This is a genomic window from Fictibacillus aquaticus (assembly GCF_002245695.1).
Taxonomy (GTDB): Bacteria; Bacillota; Bacilli; order Bacillales; family Fictibacillaceae; genus Fictibacillus; species Fictibacillus aquaticus.
The window spans coordinates 1-17,862 of sequence record NZ_NOII01000007.1; the positions used below are offsets into that span (position 1 = coordinate 1).

At 46.9% G+C, this 17,862-nt stretch carries 18 protein-coding genes; all 18 read right to left on the minus strand.

The features are described from left to right. Positions 1 to 407: 407 nt before the first annotated feature. Entirely contained in the window at positions 408 to 1,901 is a 1,494-nt protein-coding gene (lysS, locus tag CGZ90_RS14385) for a lysine--tRNA ligase (protein ID WP_094253228.1), read from the minus strand. A 10-nt stretch (positions 1,902 to 1,911) separates the two neighbouring features. Then, the gene (locus tag CGZ90_RS14390; protein WP_165766866.1) at positions 1,912 to 2,331 is read right to left on the minus strand and encodes a GreA/GreB family elongation factor; all 420 of its coding nucleotides are present in this window, start codon (positions 2,329 to 2,331) and stop codon (positions 1,912 to 1,914) included. A gap of 101 nt (positions 2,332 to 2,432) precedes the next feature. After that, positions 2,433 to 3,425 carry a tRNA dihydrouridine synthase DusB gene (gene dusB / locus CGZ90_RS14395; protein ID WP_094253230.1) on the minus strand — a complete coding sequence of 331 codons (993 nt, stop codon included), beginning with the start codon at positions 3,423 to 3,425 and terminating at the stop codon, positions 2,433 to 2,435. 33 nt (positions 3,426 to 3,458) lie between these two features. Beyond that, the gene (locus CGZ90_RS14400) at positions 3,459 to 3,674 is read right to left on the minus strand and encodes a helix-turn-helix domain-containing protein (protein ID WP_094253231.1); all 216 of its coding nucleotides are present in this window, start codon (positions 3,672 to 3,674) and stop codon (positions 3,459 to 3,461) included. Beyond that, complete coding sequence (gene folK / locus CGZ90_RS14405) at positions 3,626 to 4,150, minus strand: 2-amino-4-hydroxy-6-hydroxymethyldihydropteridine diphosphokinase (RefSeq protein WP_094253232.1); 525 nt, start codon at positions 4,148 to 4,150, stop codon at positions 3,626 to 3,628. Before folK ends, CGZ90_RS14400 begins: the two co-directional genes overlap by 49 nt. After that, positions 4,143 to 4,508 (minus strand): dihydroneopterin aldolase, encoded by a 366-nt coding sequence (gene folB / locus CGZ90_RS14410; protein WP_094253233.1) that lies wholly within the window; start codon positions 4,506 to 4,508, stop codon positions 4,143 to 4,145. The genes folK and folB overlap by 8 nt, the downstream gene beginning before the upstream one ends. Further along, on the minus strand, positions 4,508 to 5,356 hold the full coding sequence (folP, locus tag CGZ90_RS14415) for a dihydropteroate synthase (protein ID WP_379675200.1): 849 nt from the start codon (positions 5,354 to 5,356) through the stop codon (positions 4,508 to 4,510). The genes folB and folP overlap by 1 nt, the downstream gene beginning before the upstream one ends. Then, positions 5,349 to 6,227 (minus strand): aminodeoxychorismate lyase, encoded by an 879-nt coding sequence (gene pabC / locus CGZ90_RS14420; protein WP_094253234.1) that lies wholly within the window; start codon positions 6,225 to 6,227, stop codon positions 5,349 to 5,351. The genes folP and pabC overlap by 8 nt, the downstream gene beginning before the upstream one ends. Continuing rightward, positions 6,212 to 6,802 carry an aminodeoxychorismate/anthranilate synthase component II gene (gene pabA, locus CGZ90_RS14425; RefSeq protein ID WP_094253235.1) on the minus strand — a complete coding sequence of 197 codons (591 nt, stop codon included), beginning with the start codon at positions 6,800 to 6,802 and terminating at the stop codon, positions 6,212 to 6,214. The genes pabC and pabA overlap by 16 nt, the downstream gene beginning before the upstream one ends. Next, positions 6,799 to 8,205 carry an aminodeoxychorismate synthase, component I gene (gene pabB, locus CGZ90_RS14430; RefSeq protein WP_094253285.1) on the minus strand — a complete coding sequence of 469 codons (1,407 nt, stop codon included), beginning with the start codon at positions 8,203 to 8,205 and terminating at the stop codon, positions 6,799 to 6,801. The genes pabA and pabB overlap by 4 nt, the downstream gene beginning before the upstream one ends. 653 nt (positions 8,206 to 8,858) lie before the next feature. Beyond that, entirely contained in the window at positions 8,859 to 9,788 is a 930-nt protein-coding gene (cysK, locus tag CGZ90_RS14435) for a cysteine synthase A (protein ID WP_094253236.1), read from the minus strand. A gap of 164 nt (positions 9,789 to 9,952) precedes the next feature. Continuing rightward, the gene (hslO, locus tag CGZ90_RS14440) at positions 9,953 to 10,834 is read right to left on the minus strand and encodes an Hsp33 family molecular chaperone HslO (protein ID WP_094253237.1); all 882 of its coding nucleotides are present in this window, start codon (positions 10,832 to 10,834) and stop codon (positions 9,953 to 9,955) included. A gap of 12 nt (positions 10,835 to 10,846) precedes the next feature. Next, complete coding sequence (locus tag CGZ90_RS14445) at positions 10,847 to 11,617, minus strand: type III pantothenate kinase (protein ID WP_094253238.1); 771 nt, start codon at positions 11,615 to 11,617, stop codon at positions 10,847 to 10,849. A gap of 472 nt (positions 11,618 to 12,089) precedes the next feature. Then, complete coding sequence (ftsH, locus tag CGZ90_RS14450) at positions 12,090 to 13,988, minus strand: ATP-dependent zinc metalloprotease FtsH (RefSeq protein WP_094253239.1); 1,899 nt, start codon at positions 13,986 to 13,988, stop codon at positions 12,090 to 12,092. A 58-nt stretch (positions 13,989 to 14,046) separates the two neighbouring features. Beyond that, positions 14,047 to 14,589, minus strand: a complete 543-nt coding sequence (hpt, locus tag CGZ90_RS14455) for a hypoxanthine phosphoribosyltransferase (RefSeq protein ID WP_094253240.1) — start codon at positions 14,587 to 14,589, stop codon at positions 14,047 to 14,049. Positions 14,590 to 14,602: 13 nt separating this feature from the next. Further along, positions 14,603 to 16,003 (minus strand): tRNA lysidine(34) synthetase TilS, encoded by a 1,401-nt coding sequence (gene tilS, locus CGZ90_RS14460; RefSeq protein WP_240515445.1) that lies wholly within the window; start codon positions 16,001 to 16,003, stop codon positions 14,603 to 14,605. 61 nt (positions 16,004 to 16,064) lie between these two features. Next, the gene (locus tag CGZ90_RS14465; protein WP_094253241.1) at positions 16,065 to 17,072 is read right to left on the minus strand and encodes a protein kinase domain-containing protein; all 1,008 of its coding nucleotides are present in this window, start codon (positions 17,070 to 17,072) and stop codon (positions 16,065 to 16,067) included. Further along, the gene (locus tag CGZ90_RS14470; protein WP_338032248.1) at positions 17,029 to 17,826 is read right to left on the minus strand and encodes a vWA domain-containing protein; all 798 of its coding nucleotides are present in this window, start codon (positions 17,824 to 17,826) and stop codon (positions 17,029 to 17,031) included. The genes CGZ90_RS14465 and CGZ90_RS14470 overlap by 44 nt, the downstream gene beginning before the upstream one ends. Positions 17,827 to 17,862: the final 36 nt, after the last annotated feature.

The following is a 17,862-nucleotide window of genomic DNA, read 5'->3' on the forward strand; positions in this document are numbered from 1 at the left end:
AATTCCTTACCTATGCTTTTGTTCAGTTTTCAAAGAACTTTTTTAACTCGTTTGTTTCAGTGCCGCTCGTTTTGGCGACTTTATTACTTTACCACGCCACCACTTTCGTGTCAACAGTCTTTTAAAAAACATTTTCGTTTGTTTTATCTAGACCGTCACAAGTAAGAAGTTTTCCCGGCGACGAATAATAATATACCACCTATTTTAATCTTAGGCAATAGGTTTTTCGAAATAACTTCAATAAGTTTTAGTTATTGGTCTTTTCGCTGACGAAAAAGCCTATTCTTACTAGTCTAAAGCCTTTGATGAAGGTTAGGAACCGATCAAAGCACACCCGATTTGCTGCAAAAAAAATCCCTTACAATAGAAAAAACCGCCACAAGGACGGTTTCGTTCTATATAAGTGTTTACTTCTCAGAGTGGCGCATTTGCGGGAACAGCAATACGTCACGAATAGACGGAGAGTTCGTAAGCAGCATAACGAGACGGTCGATCCCGATGCCAAGTCCTCCAGTAGGCGGCATGCCGTACTCAAGAGCCTCGATGAAATCGTCATCCATCATATGTGCCTCGTCGTTTCCTTCTGCACGTTCCTTCAGCTGGTCTTCGAAACGCGCGCGCTGATCGATCGGGTCGTTCAGCTCTGAGAACGCATTAGCGTGCTCGCGGGCAACGATGAACAGCTCAAAGCGGTCCGTGAAGCGTCCATCTTCTGGGTTCTTCTTAGCTAATGGCGAAATTTCAACCGGATGTCCGTAAACGAACGTAGGCTGAATAAGCTTTTCTTCAACGAAGTGCTCGAAGAACTCGTTCACAACGTGACCATATGCCATACTGTCTTTTACAGGAACACCGTGTTCTTTCGCAAGAGCACGAGCATCTTCATCAGACATGACTGGCCAGAAGTCAACGCCACATGTTTCTTTAATAGCGTCAACCATGTGTACACGGCGCCATTCAGGCTTCAAATCAACATCGTACTCACCGTATTTTACAGTTGTAGTACCAAGGACTTCCTGTGCAATGTGTGCGATCAGGTTTTCAGTCAGGTTCATGATGTCGTGGTAATCAGCGTACGCTTCATACAGCTCGATCATCGTAAATTCTGGGTTATGTCTTGTTGAAACACCTTCATTACGGAAAACGCGTCCGATTTCATACACTTTTTCCATGCCGCCGACAATAAGGCGCTTTAAGTGCAGTTCGATCGCGATACGCATGTAAAGCTGCATATCAAGAGCGTTATGGTGGGTGATGAACGGACGTGCAGAAGCACCGCCTGCGATCGCATGCATTGTTGGTGTTTCTACTTCCAAATATCCATTGTCATCAAGATAACGGCGCATTGCGCGGATGATCTTGCTTCGTGCGATAAATGTATCTTTTACTTCCGGGTTCATGATCAGGTCGACATAACGCTGACGGTAGCGCTGTTCTACATCTTTCAAGCCATGGAACTTGTCTGGAAGCGGGCGCAGTGATTTTGTGAGGAGTTCAAATTTCGTCGCTTTGACAGAAAGCTCCCCTACTTTTGTTTTAAATACTGTACCGGTTACACCGACCCAGTCGCCGATATCAATCGTGTCAAAAAGGCTGTAAGCTTCTTCGCCTACTGCATCCGTACGGACGTAAATCTGGACTTGTCCAGTTAAATCTTGAATGTGTGCGAAACCAGCTTTACCTTTTCCGCGCTTCGTCATAATACGGCCTGCAATTGTTACGCTGACGTTTTGGCTGTCGAGTTCTTCTTTTTCTACATCTCCAAACTGTGACAGCAGGTCTCCAGCCATATGGGTACGGCTAAATTTCGTGCCGAACGGGTCCATTCCTTTTTCGACTAAGCCTGCCAGCTTCTCTCTGCGCACTCTTAGCAAATCGTTTAATTCTAGTTCCTGACTCATGAAAACACTCCTACCTTCTGCAATTTTGAATATCTACTATCCTATAAGAAATGCTGTCTTCTTCCGGAAGTTCAGCATGTATGACCGCATTTACCGGTTTTCCTAACATCGCCCTGGCAACGGGCGAAAGGGCAGAGACGCGGCTGTGCAAATGGTTCGCTTCAAACGGATGAACGATCGTCATGGAAAAGCAGTCCATGAATTCCTGTTCCTGCAGCGTCACGAAAGAACCAAGTTCAACAACATCTCCCTGCTCTCTTATGTCAGGCATCGTTACAGCATCATCTAATACTGCGGCGATTTCCTGAATCCTCTGCCTCATCAGCAGACGGCTTCCGGACTCGGCCGTGTTTATTTCTAGCGTTAGTTCATCAATTTCCTTTTTTAACATCTGGATGCCTTCTTTAGTAAGCATGATTACATTAGACATGCTCATCTTCCTTCCATCATTTTATACAATGATGCGGTATCCAACGTTGTACTTTCTATAGTGCAATAAAAGCCAGATGTATATCTGGCTGGTTTGTTTCTCTAGCTGATTTTTTGCTGCTGCTCTTCTATCTGGTCCACGTATTCGTATAACAATGAGCTCATGTCTTCTCTTGTAGACATCTTGTTGATCTCGTTGCGGACATTCCCTGTCTTAGGAAGACCTTTTAAGTACCACGCTGCGTGTTTCCTCATCTCGCGCACTGCTACATCTTCACCTTTCAGTTCGATCAGACGGTCCATGTGCAGCATGCAGATGTTCATCTTTTCACGCGCATCAGGCTCTGGGAGAATCTCTCCGTTTTGCAGGTATTGAACAGTGCGGTACAGCATCCACGGGTTGCCGAGCGCTGCGCGTCCGATCATGACGCCGTCAACGCCGTACTTGTCGAGCTTTTCCTTTGCTTCTTGAGGCGTAGAGACGTCCCCATTTCCGATAACCGGGATGGAAACGTTCTGTTTAACTTCTTTAATGATATCCCAGTCTGCGAAGCCTTCATACATCTGGACACGTGTGCGTCCGTGGACGGCAACAGCCGCTCCGCCAGCACGTTCTACTGCCTGCGCATTTCGCACGGCATAAATATGATCCTCATCCCAGCCGATGCGCATTTTTACCGTGACCGGCTTTTGCACAGCATCGACTGTCGCTGATACCATCTCATAGATTTTGTCCGGATCTAGAAGCCATTTCGCGCCAGCATCACATTTCGTGATTTTAGGAACGGGGCACCCCATGTTGATGTCGATAATGTCGGCGTTCGTATGTTTATCTACATACTTCGCTGCCGCAACAAGAGATTCCCGCTCTCCGCCAAAAATCTGGAGGCTGAGCGGTTTCTCGCGCTCATCCACATATAGCATCTTTAGAGACCTTTCGTTTTCGAGAAGTATCCCTTTGTCACTCACCATCTCCGCGCACACAAGACCTGCGCCGAACTCTTTCGCGATCAGACGGAAAGCCGGGTTGCATACCCCCGCCATCGGGGCGAGAACGACAGGATTTTTTAACGTAATATCACCGATTTTGAGCATTTTTCACCTCTATCCTTTTAACACAATAAAAATCTATCTATTTGCCGTACTGTTTGTAAGTTCTTCTTCTGAGATGTTGAGTATATCTGCAATTTTCAGCAGCAGCTCTGGCTTTGGCTTTCGGCTGCCGCGTTCAATTTCTCCTAAAACAGATACGGAGATCCCGGCGCTTTTAGCGAGACCTTCCTGTGTATGGCCTTTTAGCTTTCGGTAAGCCCGGATGCGCCTTCCCATTTTATCTTCTTCCAAATGCGTACACCTTCTTTATCTTTCAGCTCGCAAAGGGCTTCTGAAATTGACATATCCACTCCAGGAATCTGAAGATCTGAAGCGATATCGCTGAGAGGGATAAGTACAAACGAACGCTCGTGCATTCTCGGATGAGGCACATTCAGCTGTCCGGTCTGTATACTTTCACTATTATACAATAAAATGTCAAGATCTAAAGTTCTAGGTCCCCATTTTTCTTTGCGTTTTCTTTCCAGTTTCAGCTCTATCTCCTGAGCTTTTGCTAAAATCTGATGCGGATCGCAGTTCGTTTTGAGCAAAAGGGTTAAATTTAAAAAGGCAGGCTGATCGGTATAGCCTACCGGGTCTGTCTCATAAATAGGAGAAACACGCTGAACCGATATATCCGGATCAGCATCGAGCAGTTCTATCGCCTTTATTAAATACGCTTCTCTGTCGCCGAGATTTGAACCGGCTGATATATAGACGCTATTCATTGCGTGACCGTTTGATCTCTACAGCAACGGCATCGTAATGACCCGGAATGGGAGGGTCTGGTTTGATGACTTTAACTGTAACTTCTTCAATAAGAGAGAACCGGGCAAGCAGTGAAGCCGAGATGTTTTCAGCAAGAGTCTCAACGAGCTTAACCGGCTGGCCCTCCATGATCTCCTTCACCACGCTGTAAATCTCCCCATAGTTCACACTTTTCTCAAGATCGTCCGACCGTCCCGCTTCACGAAGATCAACTCCTGCGGCAACATCGACCTCAAATCGCTGGCCAAGCTTTGTTTCTTCGGCAAAAACACCGTGATAGCCGTAAAATTTCATGCCGCTCACGTAGATTGTATCCATTAGTCCTGCCTCCTGCCGAGCATCGCATCCATCATTTTAGCCATCCTGGCGATTTCTTTAACATCATGCACGCGTACGATCGTACAGCCGCGCTCGATTCCAAGACAAACTGTCGCACCTGTCCCTTCCATCCGCTCTGTTACAGGAAGGTCGAGTGTCTTGCCGATCATCGATTTTCTTGATGTTCCGAGCAGCACAGGATAGCCGAGTGCCACGATTTCATTGAGCCGCCTCATCGTTTCAAGGTTCTGCTCATACGTCTTCACAAATCCGATGCCTGGATCCAAGATTATGTTCTCTGGTTTCACTCCTGCACCAGCGGCGATAGCGATACTGTGCTGCAGATCTGCGATAACGTCCTGCATAAAATCTTCATAATCCGTGTTATCACGGTTATGCATCAGAATAATCGGCACGTCGAGTTCAGCAGCAACGTCCGCCATATCTGGATCTGCTTTCGCACCCCAAACGTCGTTGATGATGTGTGCACCTGCTTTAATTGCCTGTCGTGCGACCTCCGCTTTATACGTATCGATAGAGATCGGCACTGACACCTCTCTTGCTAGAGCTTCAATTACTGGAATGACCCGTTTCAGCTCCTCTTCCAAGCCGACTTTCTCCGCTCCAGGACGGGTTGATTCTCCGCCCACATCAATAATATCAGCGCCGTCAGCTACCATTTGCTTCGCATGTTCGACAGCCGCTTCTATCCGGTTGAACTTGCCGCCGTCTGAGAATGAGTCGGGCGTGGTGTTCAGAATGCCCATTACATACGTCTTTTTAGAAAAATCCAGTGTATAAGGTCCGGCAGTTATCTTAGAGGTTTTCATTAAAACCGTTTCAGTCATGGTGGTGTCCACCCTTTCTTAGTTCGTCCATTGAAAGAAGGCTGTATTTGTTTGCATCATATTTTCTCTGTAAAAACTCGGTCATCTTCCCGGCACTTCCCGGAAAACGGGTGCCAGCAAACGAACAGACAGGCACGATTTCCTGAATCGAATTAGTCAGGAACACTTCGTCCGCCTGCAGAAGTTCCTCTATTTTATAATGCCCTACCTCGGCTGGAATGTTGAGCGTGTCCGCCAATAGGAGGATAAACTGTCTCGTGATGCCGTTCAGAATACCTGTGCTGACCGCAGGAGTGAAAAGAGTGCCGTCCTTCATCCAAAAGATGTTGGACACGCACCCTTCTGCAATATCGCCTTCTTTTGTCAGGAAGAGACCTTCTTGATTCAGAGGATCAGCCAGTTCTCTTTTTCCGAGGATGCTATTTAAGTAATGATGAGACTTGATCCGCTCATTGCCTTCAGGTGTGTTTCTAGCCGTCTTCAGAAGAACGAGTTCTTTTTCTGCAGAATACACGCCAGTCAGCGGTTTTCCATAAAGGATTACCGTTGGATGTTCATAGCTCCCCGTCTGCAGGCCGATCTCGCCTATTCCTGCTGAAACGTTAAACCGTATATACGCATCTTCCCATCCGTTTTTCTGCAAAAGGTCCCGTACAAGCTGCGCGGCTTCCTCAACAGCGAACGTTTTAGAAATGTTCAGCTCTTCAAGTGCCTTGTTCAGCCTGTTGATATGATCCTCGAGCAAAAAAGGATGGCCGCCGTATGTTCGAAACGTCTCAAACACGCCGAGTCCATACATGTAACCATGATCAAATGGCGAAATAACGGCTTCTTCTTTTTTGACCAGTTTCCCATTTAGACTGACATACATGGTTCACCTTTATAAGCCGTAATAAAATTACGCAGCAGCTGCATCCCCTCATCCGTCAAAATGGACTCAGGGTGGAACTGGACGCCTTCAATCGCGAACTCACGATGGCGGATTCCCATGATCTCGCCTTCTTCTGTCCAAGAAGTAACTTCAAAGCAGGATGGCAGCGTTTCTTTCTTCACGATAAGCGAATGGTAGCGCGCAGCTTGGAACGGCTGACTCAACCCGCTGTATACGGTCTTCCCGTCATGATGAACCATAGATGTTTTGCCGTGCATGAGCCGTTCTGCGCGGATAACGTCGCCACCGAAAGCCTGGGCCATCGCCTGCTGTCCTAAACATACGCCGAAGATCGGGATCTTACCGGCAAAATGCAGGATCGCATCCATGCTGATGCCCGCTTCGTCCGGTGAGCAGGGTCCAGGGGAAATCATGAGAAAATCCGGATTCAACTGCTCTATCTCAGCTATTGTAATTTCATCATTTCGCTTAACGATCAGCTCTTCGCCAAGCTCTCCTAAATACTGTACAAGATTGTAAGTGAATGAATCATAGTTATCGATCATTAAAATCATGACATTTCCCTCCTTGGATACTCTGCTTTCATCTCGCTCTCCTCTTTCGCGCGCCAAAGCACTTCCGCTTTCTTCAGTGACTCTTTGTACTCGGCGGCAGGCTCAGAATCGATCACGATTCCCGCTCCTGCCTGCACATGCGCGATACCTTCCTTAGCTGTTATCGTCCTGATGACGATATTCATTTCCATATCACCATTGTAGCCGATCCATCCGATCGAGCCGGTATAAAGCCCGCGCCGGACCGGTTCGAGTTCTTCGATGATCTCCATCGTCCGTACTTTCGGAGCTCCTGTAATCGTGCCTCCAGGAAAAGTCGCCTTAAGGCAGTCAAACGCATCCACATCGTCCCGCAGCTTGCCGCGGACATTTGAAACGATATGCATGACGTGAGAGTACCGTTCGATCACCATAAACTCGTCCACTTCCACGGTTCCGTATGCACACACCTTGCCAAGATCGTTTCTCTCAAGATCGACAAGCATCACATGCTCTGCCCGCTCTTTTTCGTTGTTGATCAAAGTCTCTGCGAGCTCAAGATCTTCCTCTTCCGTCCGCCCGCGCGGCCTGGTGCCTGCGATCGGCCGTGTAGAAGCTGTTTTACCTTTCTTTTTCACGAGCAATTCAGGAGATCCGCTCACGATTTCAAAAGACGGTGCTTGAATGTAACTCATATATGGTGATGGGTTAATCCGGCGCAGCTCTTTATAAATGCTGAACGGTTCGGTCATGAGCGGCTTTGACTGCCTTACTGACAGGTTCACTTGAAACACATCACCCGCAGCGATGTACTCCTGAATCCTCTCAACTGCTTCCATGAAGGATTCCTCTGTCATCGAAACGAAAAGTTCATCAGGATTTATATCATCCTTTACGATAAATTGTTTTTCCGCAAGATCATCCGCATCACAGCTTGTCCACCTTTTTACAAGGTCGTTCAGCCGTTCATTTGCACTAAGTTCATTGCCGAAGCGGTCATTCACGATAATCCACAGTGTTTCTGTTTCATGCTCATAAACGAACACATCATCGAACACGTAAAAAAATAAATCCGGCATATCCAAGTCATCTATCGCAGTTTCCGGCAGCTTTTCGATCTCTCTTGCCACATCGTAGCTGACGTAGCCGATCGCTCCGCCCGCAAACTCTGGCAGGCCGTGAACCGGATCACTTATATAATCAGCGAACCAATTTTTCATGCTGTCTAGCAGAGGACCTTCTACCTGTGTTGTTCCTTGCTTGTCGATGATTGTCAGCATATTGCCTTTGCCCTCAAGAACAGCGAATGGGTTCATGCCCATTATCGAATACTTGCCCGCCCGGCCGCTTTCAAGCAGCACCCGGTGCTCCTCATGCTGTGATACCTGCTCGAATTTATTGAACCAGTCATTGCGACCGATCATTATCGTCTCATACACCGTGACCGTCTGCTTCACTATTCATACACTCCTAAAATGAAACTTCTGCCTATATTGTACATGAGGAGTGCCGATGGTAACACACCTTTAACAAAAACAAAATGATGGAAATATGTTCGCAGCTACTTAAAAATCAATTCTGTTTCTAAAGAAATCAATGAAGCGGTTGATCTCCGTTTCAGGCGCACGCTTTCCGCGGGGGCGTGGCGAAAAGCAGAAACGGCTCGTTCAGCCCCGACCAGCAAAAGGGAAAGGGGGCCGGTAAGTCGCTCTTTGACTTATTGGACACTTGCCCTTTTGACCTCGAGGGGCTAGCCGTTTTCTGCTGGACAGGTGAGCCCCTTTGCCGCTGCGCGGCCTAAAGGGTCTCACCTGACCGCTCGTCCCCCAGGATAAGGAAGGCTACGTAGCAAGACATCGCACGAAGAAAATGTGCCTTTCATTTTCGAGGAGTCGGCACCTTCCACTCCGATCAACTTTATCAATGATGAATTCAAGATGATTATGTGAATGTTATTGAAGTTTAATCCGAAAAATTTCTAATGTATTTGTCTTTGAAGCTTACACCTCTAAGACAAATACATTGAACTTTCCCATCCACCCTAATGAAAAAAAGCCCCCGCAGAGGCTTTTGAGCTTTATTGATCTTCAAACTGATATAGCGGTGTGCTTAGGTAGCGTTCTCCGTTACTTGGGATGATCGCGAGTACTTTTTTCCCTTTACCAAGTTTTTTCGCGGTTTCGATAGCAGCATAAATAGCTGCGCCTGAAGAGATTCCTCCGAGCAAACCTTCTTCTCTAGCTGCGCGGCGCGCGTATTCAAACGCCTTATCGTTCGACACTTGGATCACTTCATCGTAAATATCCGTGTTCAGGATGTCCGGAACAAATCCTGCGCCAATTCCCTGAATTTTATGAGGACCAGGCTTTCCGCCTGAAAGAACCGGAGAATCCTGCGGCTCAACTGCGACGATTTGGATGCCAGGATACTGATCCTTCAGCACTTTGCCCGCTCCTGTAATCGTTCCGCCTGTTCCGATACCCGATACAAAGGCATCCAATCCGTCAGGAAACTGCTTTAAGATTTCCTGTCCTGTTGTGGCGCGGTGGACCTCAGGATTGGCTTCGTTCTTAAACTGCTGAGGCATGAAGTAGCCCTTTTCCTTAGAAAGCTCCTCAGCCTTGCGGATCGCGCCGCCCATTCCTTCAGGTCCAGGAGTGAGCACTAATTCAGCTCCATATGCGCGAAGCAGGTTTCGGCGTTCCATACTCATCGTTTCAGGCATTACAAGAACACTCTTGTATCCTTTTGCAGCAGCGACCATTGCTAATCCTATCCCCGTGTTGCCGCTTGTTGGCTCGATAATCGTGTCGCCCTCTTTAAGTGCGCCATCTTTTTCTGCCGCTTCGATCATGGCGAGAGCAATCCTGTCCTTAACACTGCTCCCTGGGTTCATGAACTCTAGCTTCAAATAAATGTCCGCTACATTTTCGTCAACGATTCTGTTCAGCTTTACTACAGGTGTTTGACCAATTAGCTCTGTTATCGATTGTGCCACTCTTGCCATTTTCACCACTCCTAAAACCGAGTATTTTTATTGGATAAATTGTATCAATTTTAAAAGAAGACTGTCAATTTTAAGAAACTGAGCGATTTCTTATTCATCATACGGCATTAAGGCTTTTTTCATGCCTACTCACCATATTAAAAAAGAACCCTAAGCTGGGCTCTTTACTTTGCTTCTTTTTGAAGTTCTCTTAATTCCTCATCTGTGAAAACATAAGACGTGCTGCAGAAATGGCAATTCGCCTCTGCCTCACCGTCTTCGTCAATAATGGCCTGCAGTTCATCAGCACCTAAGCTGATAAGCGCACTCGCAAATCGTTCTTTTGAGCATGTGCACTGAAACTTTACAGGGCTTTTCTCAAGAATTTTTACGTTTTCTTCGCCAAGTAGCTCAAACAAAATTTCTTCAGGCGTAAGGCCCTTATCGATCAGCTTCGAAATCGGCGGTATCGCTTTGATTCTTTCTTCCAGAAGATCAATCACTGCATCTGCCGCATTCGGCATAACTTGAACAACAAATCCGCCAGCAGCTTTAATAGTGTTGTCCGGATTCACCAGCACACCAACACCTACTGATGAAGGCACCTGTTCCGATGAAGCAAAGTAATACGTGAAATCTTCTCCAAGTTCACCTGAAACGAGCGGTACAGACCCGGTAAATTTCTCGCGCAGCCCAATATCTTTAACGACCGATAAAAATCCGTCCCGCCCGACAGCACGCGCTACATCCAGCTTGCCTTGGCTGTTCAGTTCAAAGTGTGTCTGCGGATTAGTAACATACCCGCGCGTCTCTCCAAGCGTGTTAGAATCCACGATAATCACACCGATCGGACCGCCGCCTTCGATTTTCACGGTGATCTTATTATCTTCACCTTTAAGCATCGCGGCCATCATCGTCGTTGCCGTCATCGCCCGACCGAGGGCAGCTGACGCGGTCGGCCATGTGCCGTGGCGTCTTTGCCCTTCGTTTACCATATCTGTAGTGCTGATCGCATAAGCTCGAATCTGCCCGTCAAACGCAAGTGCTTTTATTAAATAGTCGTTCATGAGGTTACCCCTTTAATTCCTGTTTTTTAAATAGATCATTAGCAGTCCCTTTAATGTTAGGAACGGGTCAACAATATCGATCAACTCACATTCCTGTGCGATCAATGCCGCCAAGCCGCCTGTCGCAATGACTTTCGGCTCTGTTTCCGACTGCTCTTTCATTCTTCTTACAATACCCTCAACCTGGCCGACATAACCGTACACGATACCCGCCTGCATAGCATTTACCGTGTTCTTGCCGACAATGCCGCCCTCAGGCTTCGCGATCTCGATACGCGGCAGCTTAGCCGCCTTGGTATAGAGCGCTTCTGTCGAGATGCCTATTCCCGGTGCGATTGCTCCGCCCATATACTGCTTATCTTCGTTAATATAGCAGTAGGTAGTCGCTGTCCCGAAATCAACGATTACAAGCGGACCGCCGTATTCATGGATAGCCGCAATCGCGTTTACAATACGATCAGCTCCCACTTCTCTCGGGTTTTCATATTTTATGTTCAGGCCTGTTTTGATGCCAGGGCCTACTACTAGAGGCTTTAAGCCGAAATATTTTTTGCACATGCGCTCAAGTGAGAACATGATTGGAGGCACTACAGAGGAAATAATAATGCCTTCTATGTCTTCCTTTTTTATGTTCACGTGACGAAAAAGATCCAGCACGAGCATACCGTACTCATCCTCTGTCTTCTCACGAGATGTTGCTATTCTCCAGTGGTGCTTAAGTTCATCGCCTTCATACAGACCTAAAACAATATTCGTGTTGCCTACGTCAAAAACGAAAATCATCGCTATGTCCCCACTTTAACTTAATAATCTCACTTCAAATAAAATACCACACCCAGCCGTTCCTTGCACGCAGGCTGACTTCCAAAAGATTATGAAAGACAAAACTTGTTTTCTTAATCTATGTTGTTATTTAAGAACTCAAGGAAGCAGTTGATGGATTCAAGATGATTATGAATCTGTCCCTGTATTGCTTCGGAGAAGAAAACTAAGAATCAGAAAGCTCTTTTACTTACGCACCTCCCACAGTTCGCTTCGTTGAAAATGTTAGCTAACATCGCCTGAGAGCAAAACCATCTTTTGCATCAGCGCTTCCCGTAGTTCGCTTCGATGAAAACGTTGTAGACATCGAAACCTATAATTCCCCAAAACCAAATCCCTGTCTAAGAACCTAACCATTCAAAAATCTGATAAGTCCAACCAATTTCAAAAACCAAACAACAAAAAAACCGCCCCATCAAAAGGGCGGCTTTGCTTATGCGTCTTTATTGTTCTCGTCTTTCTTATGAATCGTTACTTTAACGTCATCAGAAGAAGTAGAGATTGTTTTGGAATCAGGAAGCTTGCCTGTGTTTACAAGCGCTTTGATTTGCTCTTCGTCCAGTGTTTCTACTTCTAGAAGCGTTTGGGCGATGATTTCGAGCTTTTCGCGGTTGTCTGTCAGGATCTGCTTACAGCGGTCGTAAGATTCTTTAACGATGCGCTGGATTTCCATATCGATTTCGTGAGCGATTGCATCACTGTAGTTCTGTTCGTTGTTAAAGTCGCGTCCAAGGAATACCTGTCCTTGAGAGCTGGAGCCGAACTGCATCGGTCCGAGTCTGTCACTCATACCGAATTCGGTTACCATGCTGCGCGCGATTCCGGTTACACGCTGGAAGTCGTTGTGTGCCCCTGTACTTACTTCATTGAACACGATCTCCTCTGCAACACGTCCGCCTAGTAGGCCGACGATCTTGTCGAGAAGCTCAGGCTTTGTCATGAAGTAGCGGTCTTCCTTAGGAAGCATTACTGTATATCCGCCAGCTTGGCCGCGCGGAACAACTGTTACTTTGTGAACCGTATCTGCACCTTCGAGAACAAGACCGATTACAGTATGGCCTGCTTCGTGGTAAGCAACGATATTCTTTTCTTTTTGAGAGATGACGCGGTTTTTCTTGGCCGGACCGGCAATAACACGGTCGATCGCCTCATCGACATCTTCAAGTTCGATCTTTTTCTTATTAGAACGGGCTGCCACAAGAGCTGCTTCATTCAATAAGTTCTCAAGATCCGCACCCGAGAATCCAGGAGTACGCATCGCGATTGTCTTCAGGTTTACTTCTTCCGCTAAAGGCTTGTTGCGTGCATGAACCTTTAAGACTTCTTCACGGCCTTTAACGTCTGGACGGTTAACCGGAATCTGACGGTCAAAACGTCCCGGACGAAGAAGTGCCGGGTCAAGAATATCAGCACGGTTTGTCGCAGCGATGATGATGATTCCTTCATTCACGCCGAAACCGTCCATCTCTACGAGCAATTGGTTCAGCGTTTGTTCACGCTCGTCATGGCCTCCGCCAAGACCAGCGCCACGCTGGCGTCCAACCGCATCAATTTCATCGATAAAGATGATACAAGGTGCGTTTTTCTTAGCGTTTTCAAACAAATCACGAACACGAGATGCACCGACACCGACAAACATTTCTACGAAGTCAGAACCTGAAATCGAGAAGAACGGTACGCCGGCTTCCCCTGCTACTGCACGGGCTAAAAGCGTTTTACCTGTACCCGGAGGTCCTACAAGAAGAACCCCTTTAGGGATACGGGCACCGAGTGTAGAGAATTTGCGCGGATCTTTCAGGAATTCAACTACTTCCACAAGTTCCTGCTTCTCTTCATCTGCGCCAGCTACGTCTTTGAACGTTACCTTTTTCTTCTCTTCGTTATAGAGCTTTGCTTTGCTCTTTCCGAAGTTCATCACACGGCTGCCGCCGCCTTGAGCCTGGTTAAGCAGGAAGAAGAATAAGATAAAGATAATAACAAACGGAATGATGGATGTGAAGAACGTCACCCAGCCGCTAGTCTGTTCCTGTTTTTTCAGGTCGACTTTCGCCGTTTTTGCCAGCTCTTTAATTTCGTTAAAATCATTAAGAGGTGCATTTGTCTCGAACATCTTATCTTTTGGATAGTTTTCGAGCTTTCCTCTTACAATGTACACTCCGCCCTCAGGCTGGTACTGAATGCTTTCCACTTGGCCTGCTTCGATATATTTAACGAGCTGGTCATAACGGATCGGCTGCACTTCATTTTTCGTTCCATTAAAGAAACTTACTACGCCCACCACGACTAAGAAGATGAGCAAATAAAATATAGTATTCCGGAAGATTCGATTCATCCCTTACCTCCTCAACAGACAATAAGCATGCTATTTGGGAAAATTAGTGCTTCCTGTTTTATTTATTCTCATAGATCTCCGGCTTTAAAACTCCGATATACGGAAGGTTTCGGTAGCGTTCGATATAATCGAGACCATATCCTACTACGAATGCATCAGGGACGATAAATCCGGCAAGGTCTGGCTTAATATCTACTCTTCGTCCTGTCGGTTTGTCGAGCAGCGTTACGATCTTAACTGATTTTGCCTTACGGTGAAGGAAAAGCTGAACCAGGTAGCTTAGCGTTAATCCACTGTCAATAATATCTTCGACAATGATGACGTCGCGTCCTTCAAGCGACGTGTCTAAATCTTTAATTATTTTGACTTCACCTGAAGAAACTGTGGAAGCACCGTAGCTGGACACTGCCATCAGATCATATTCAAGGTGAATATCCATCCGCTTGATAAGGTCTGCCATGAATGGCAGCGCACCCTTCAGTACTCCGATTACAAGCGGAAACCGGTCTTTGTATTCCTCCGAAAGCTGTGCTCCTAATTCCTCGATCTTTTCTTGGATCGCTTCAGCGGAAATTAAGACCTCTTTCATTTCATTATGCATGTTGACAAGCCTCCTAGACGTCCTGGCAATATTTTCGAAAGTGTATGGCAAACCACTTTTCCGAATGTGCGGGCTTATGAGCGCTTATTAGGGCAGAATGCTTTAGCCCCGGCAGCCATAGAATATTTCCTTCAGCATCTTCTACAACCGGCCAGATGTTTCGCTCGGTCTGCGGAATCTTACTGTCAATGAAAATATCCTTCAGCTTCCGCGACCCGGCCATCCCGGACAGTGTCATTCTGTCACCAGCCCGGCGGCTGCGGACTGTAAGCGGCAGCTTTACCTCTTCACTCGCACATACAAAAACATCTTTTCCTCTGTCGATAGAGGCCGTTTCCAGCATTTCTGCAGACAGTTCGCCTGCCTCAAGAACAAGAACTCCCGGAATGGGAATTTCGTAACTGAAGTCTGCATGTTCCGCCTCTTCTGCAAATGTGAAAAGGCATGAATCATAGGATTTTTTCACCCTTAAGCCTGATGGGAAATGAAGGATTCCTGATGGCTGCACACTGTTTAGCAATGCTAAAAACGTCTCTTTATGTAATGAGGAAAGAGATGAAGGGATTTGTTTATACAGATAGTTCAATATTAGAGTAATCCCTCTTTTTTGTAAAGGAATAGGCATTTTCAAAAATGCTGGAACAGACAGCACGCATTCCTTCTCTGCCAGTACTGTTAAAGCTTCTGATAGGGCAGATTCCGCCTGCTTCATCATGTACGTTTCATCTTCTGAAATAGTTTCACTAAATTGCTGAAACCTCTTGTGAACCGACGGATTTTCCTGTTTCAGAAACGGCAGTACGGCTTGCCTGTAGCGATTTCTTGTATATTTCCCGCTCTTGTTGCTCGGATCATGCACAGGCTGAATATCGTTCACCTCACAATATTGCTCGATTTCAGCCTTTGTTATACAGAGAAAAGGGCGAATAATCTTTCCGTCAGTAAATTTTCTTACGGCACGGATTCCCGAAAGACTCTCTCCCTCGCTTCCTCTGACAAGCCTCATGAGAATCGTTTCCGTCTGATCGTCCCCATGATGCCCGAGTGCCAGCGCCTCTGCTCCGTACATGTTCATCACTTCAGCAAAAAAATTGTATCGCAGCTCCCGTGCTGCTGATTGAAGCGGCTGCCCTGTCCTTTTCATATGCCCCGCGACGTCTAGAGTCTGTCCAGCGAAGATAATATCTTTTTCCCTGCAAAAGCTTTCTACAAACCGGCATTCTGTAGCAGATTCTTCGCCCCTAAGGCCATGGTCGGCAGATGCTGCGATAATCCGCAGCTTGCGGCTGTGCGAGAGCTTCCAGAAATAGTGCAGCAGAGCGAGCGAATCCGGCCCGCCGGATACTCCGACCACAACGGTACGGACAGAATCGAGCATTTTATGTTTTGATATAAACCGTTCGACTTCTTGCAAGACTTTCTGCTCCTTTACGTCTTTTCCACACATCATAACAGAAACTCGGGCTTCAGTTCGCTTACATCGTCTGTCCGATCATATAAAAAAGATAAAGAATAGAAAAAAACGTAAATAACAGGACGGTCTCAAACGCCCAGCTTTTTTTCTTCTGCCTTCTCACCTGCCTGGTCGTTTGCTGAGGAGAAGGTTTTGCGGTGCTTGCAGCAGGCTTTTTGACAGGCGGGGATTTCTGAGAAGGTGCCGGCTGCCTGTCATGGTGCAGCAGCAAAAGCAGATCATGCTTCATCTCTTCCGCACTCTTATATTTTCCTTGCAGCGCTTTTTTGATTATACTCTCGTAAGGCTGCAGCTTACCCGATTTTCGCACCGCTTCAAAAAGCTGCCGCGAAGGCTCAGCTTTCTTTTGAAACCGTGCCGGGTACGCACTGTTGATCATGATCATCGCAGCAGAAAAAAGGTCGTAGGATGGCTCTGCTACTCTTGAGCCCAGCCCCCAATAACCTCTGTCAAAAAACTCGGTGTATTCTTTTATCGACCTTCCAAGCTGGGTGGTCCCTCCGACGTCAATCCATCTGATCTTGTACGGCGGTCCTGTCACGAGAAGGTTGTCAGGCTTCAGGTCTCCAAACGCCCAACCCGCTTCATGCAGTTTCTGCAGGCTGTTCAGCAGCTGAAGTATGATGATTCCGAACCACTCCGGCCCGTTTCTGTCTAAAAACTCGAACACATTCTCGCCCTTTAAATAATCCATCACATAAAAAGGATAACGGCCGCTCGTACTGTTCCAGTCGTCCACATCGATTAAAGAGGGCCCGAGGACAATACCCTGGACCCTTGAAAAATGCTTCAGCACGTTTACTTCTGAAGTGATCGACATACTGTCATGGCCGATTTTCAGCGCAACAGAACCTCGCGCACTGTCGGCTAGATAAACAGCACCTGTCGCACCGTACCCGAGCAGCCTTCTGATGGCATACTCGTTATGGTGCCACTTGCCTCTAATTCTTTCACCTCTGACTAAATTACATACCGGATTCTTTGAAATATCCATCCCTTGGTTCATCATCACGGGAAAGCAGTCCTCTCTTTGAGCGGCGGCTCTGGAAAATGGATATCGCTTCCTTGATCGCCGGTCCGGTCGGTGTGATGCCCCCAAGTTCTACTTGGCTCAGCATTTTCGTAACCGATTCAAGCCTGCTTGACCAATCCATGAGCAGCTCCGCGTCATATTTCTTTCCTGGGAAAACACAGACAGCAAACTGGTTATCTCCTATTCTAGAATTCAAAGAGATGGACAGATCCAGCAGAGACTCCTGGACTGTCGCCATCTTATCTTCCATACTTCCTGAAGCATCAATCAGCAGCAGCACCTCAAGGTCCATTGTCTCACCGAGTTCATCGACGACCTCCATCACTTCTCCTCTTTTATCAGGAGGAAGGTCATCGAGTGTGCTTTTCCCGCCTAATATTTGCTGCAGCTCGCCGTTCACTACACCCTGTATCGTCTGTGTCATCGCTTTTCTCGTAACCATCTGAACAGTCTGGGAAAGCTGCTTCGTATACACGATCTGGCTGATTCCTCCGCCAGCTGAAGCGATTTCTTCTACCTCTTTTAATCCTTGTCTATGATACTCTGGCATGTTTTCATTCAAAACACCGATTACATTGACCGTGATTCCCTGCTCGCTGGCGAGTGCCGCCATCGCGACCGGATCGCTCCCCTGATTTGAGCATCCGTCCGTTATAAGCAGAATCTGACGAAGTGTTCCTTTTTTACGCATCATCATTTCCCCTTTCACCAATAGATTTCTTATCACCATCCTTGTCATTCAAACGTTTTTCTATACTTGCTGACG

Bases quoted from the DNA above. Each gene is read 5' to 3' on its own strand.
- lysS (WP_094253228.1), bottom strand. From the start codon at position 1,901: ATGAGTCAGGAACTAGAATTAAACGATTTGCTAAGAGTGCGCAGAGAG.
- CGZ90_RS14390 (WP_165766866.1), bottom strand. From the start codon at position 2,331: ATGTCTAATGTAATCATGCTTACTAAAGAAGGCATCCAGATGTTAAAA.
- dusB (WP_094253230.1), bottom strand. From the start codon at position 3,425: ATGCTCAAAATCGGTGATATTACGTTAAAAAATCCTGTCGTTCTCGCC.
- folK (WP_094253232.1), bottom strand. From the start codon at position 4,150: ATGAATAGCGTCTATATATCAGCCGGTTCAAATCTCGGCGACAGAGAA.
- folB (WP_094253233.1), bottom strand. From the start codon at position 4,508: ATGGATACAATCTACGTGAGCGGCATGAAATTTTACGGCTATCACGGT.
- folP (WP_379675200.1), bottom strand. From the start codon at position 5,356: ATGACTGAAACGGTTTTAATGAAAACCTCTAAGATAACTGCCGGACCT.
- pabC (WP_094253234.1), bottom strand. From the start codon at position 6,227: ATGTATGTCAGTCTAAATGGGAAACTGGTCAAAAAAGAAGAAGCCGTT.
- pabA (WP_094253235.1), bottom strand. From the start codon at position 6,802: ATGATTTTAATGATCGATAACTATGATTCATTCACTTACAATCTTGTA.
- pabB (WP_094253285.1), bottom strand. From the start codon at position 8,205: ATGATCGGTCGCAATGACTGGTTCAATAAATTCGAGCAGGTATCACAG.
- cysK (WP_094253236.1), bottom strand. From the start codon at position 9,788: ATGGCAAGAGTGGCACAATCGATAACAGAGCTAATTGGTCAAACACCT.
- hslO (WP_094253237.1), bottom strand. From the start codon at position 10,834: ATGAACGACTATTTAATAAAAGCACTTGCGTTTGACGGGCAGATTCGA.
- CGZ90_RS14445 (WP_094253238.1), bottom strand. From the start codon at position 11,617: ATGATTTTCGTTTTTGACGTAGGCAACACGAATATTGTTTTAGGTCTG.
- ftsH (WP_094253239.1), bottom strand. From the start codon at position 13,988: ATGAATCGAATCTTCCGGAATACTATATTTTATTTGCTCATCTTCTTA.
- hpt (WP_094253240.1), bottom strand. From the start codon at position 14,589: ATGCATAATGAAATGAAAGAGGTCTTAATTTCCGCTGAAGCGATCCAA.
- CGZ90_RS14465 (WP_094253241.1), bottom strand. From the start codon at position 17,072: ATGATGAACCAAGGGATGGATATTTCAAAGAATCCGGTATGTAATTTA.
- CGZ90_RS14470 (WP_338032248.1), bottom strand. From the start codon at position 17,826: ATGGTGATAAGAAATCTATTGGTGAAAGGGGAAATGATGATGCGTAAA.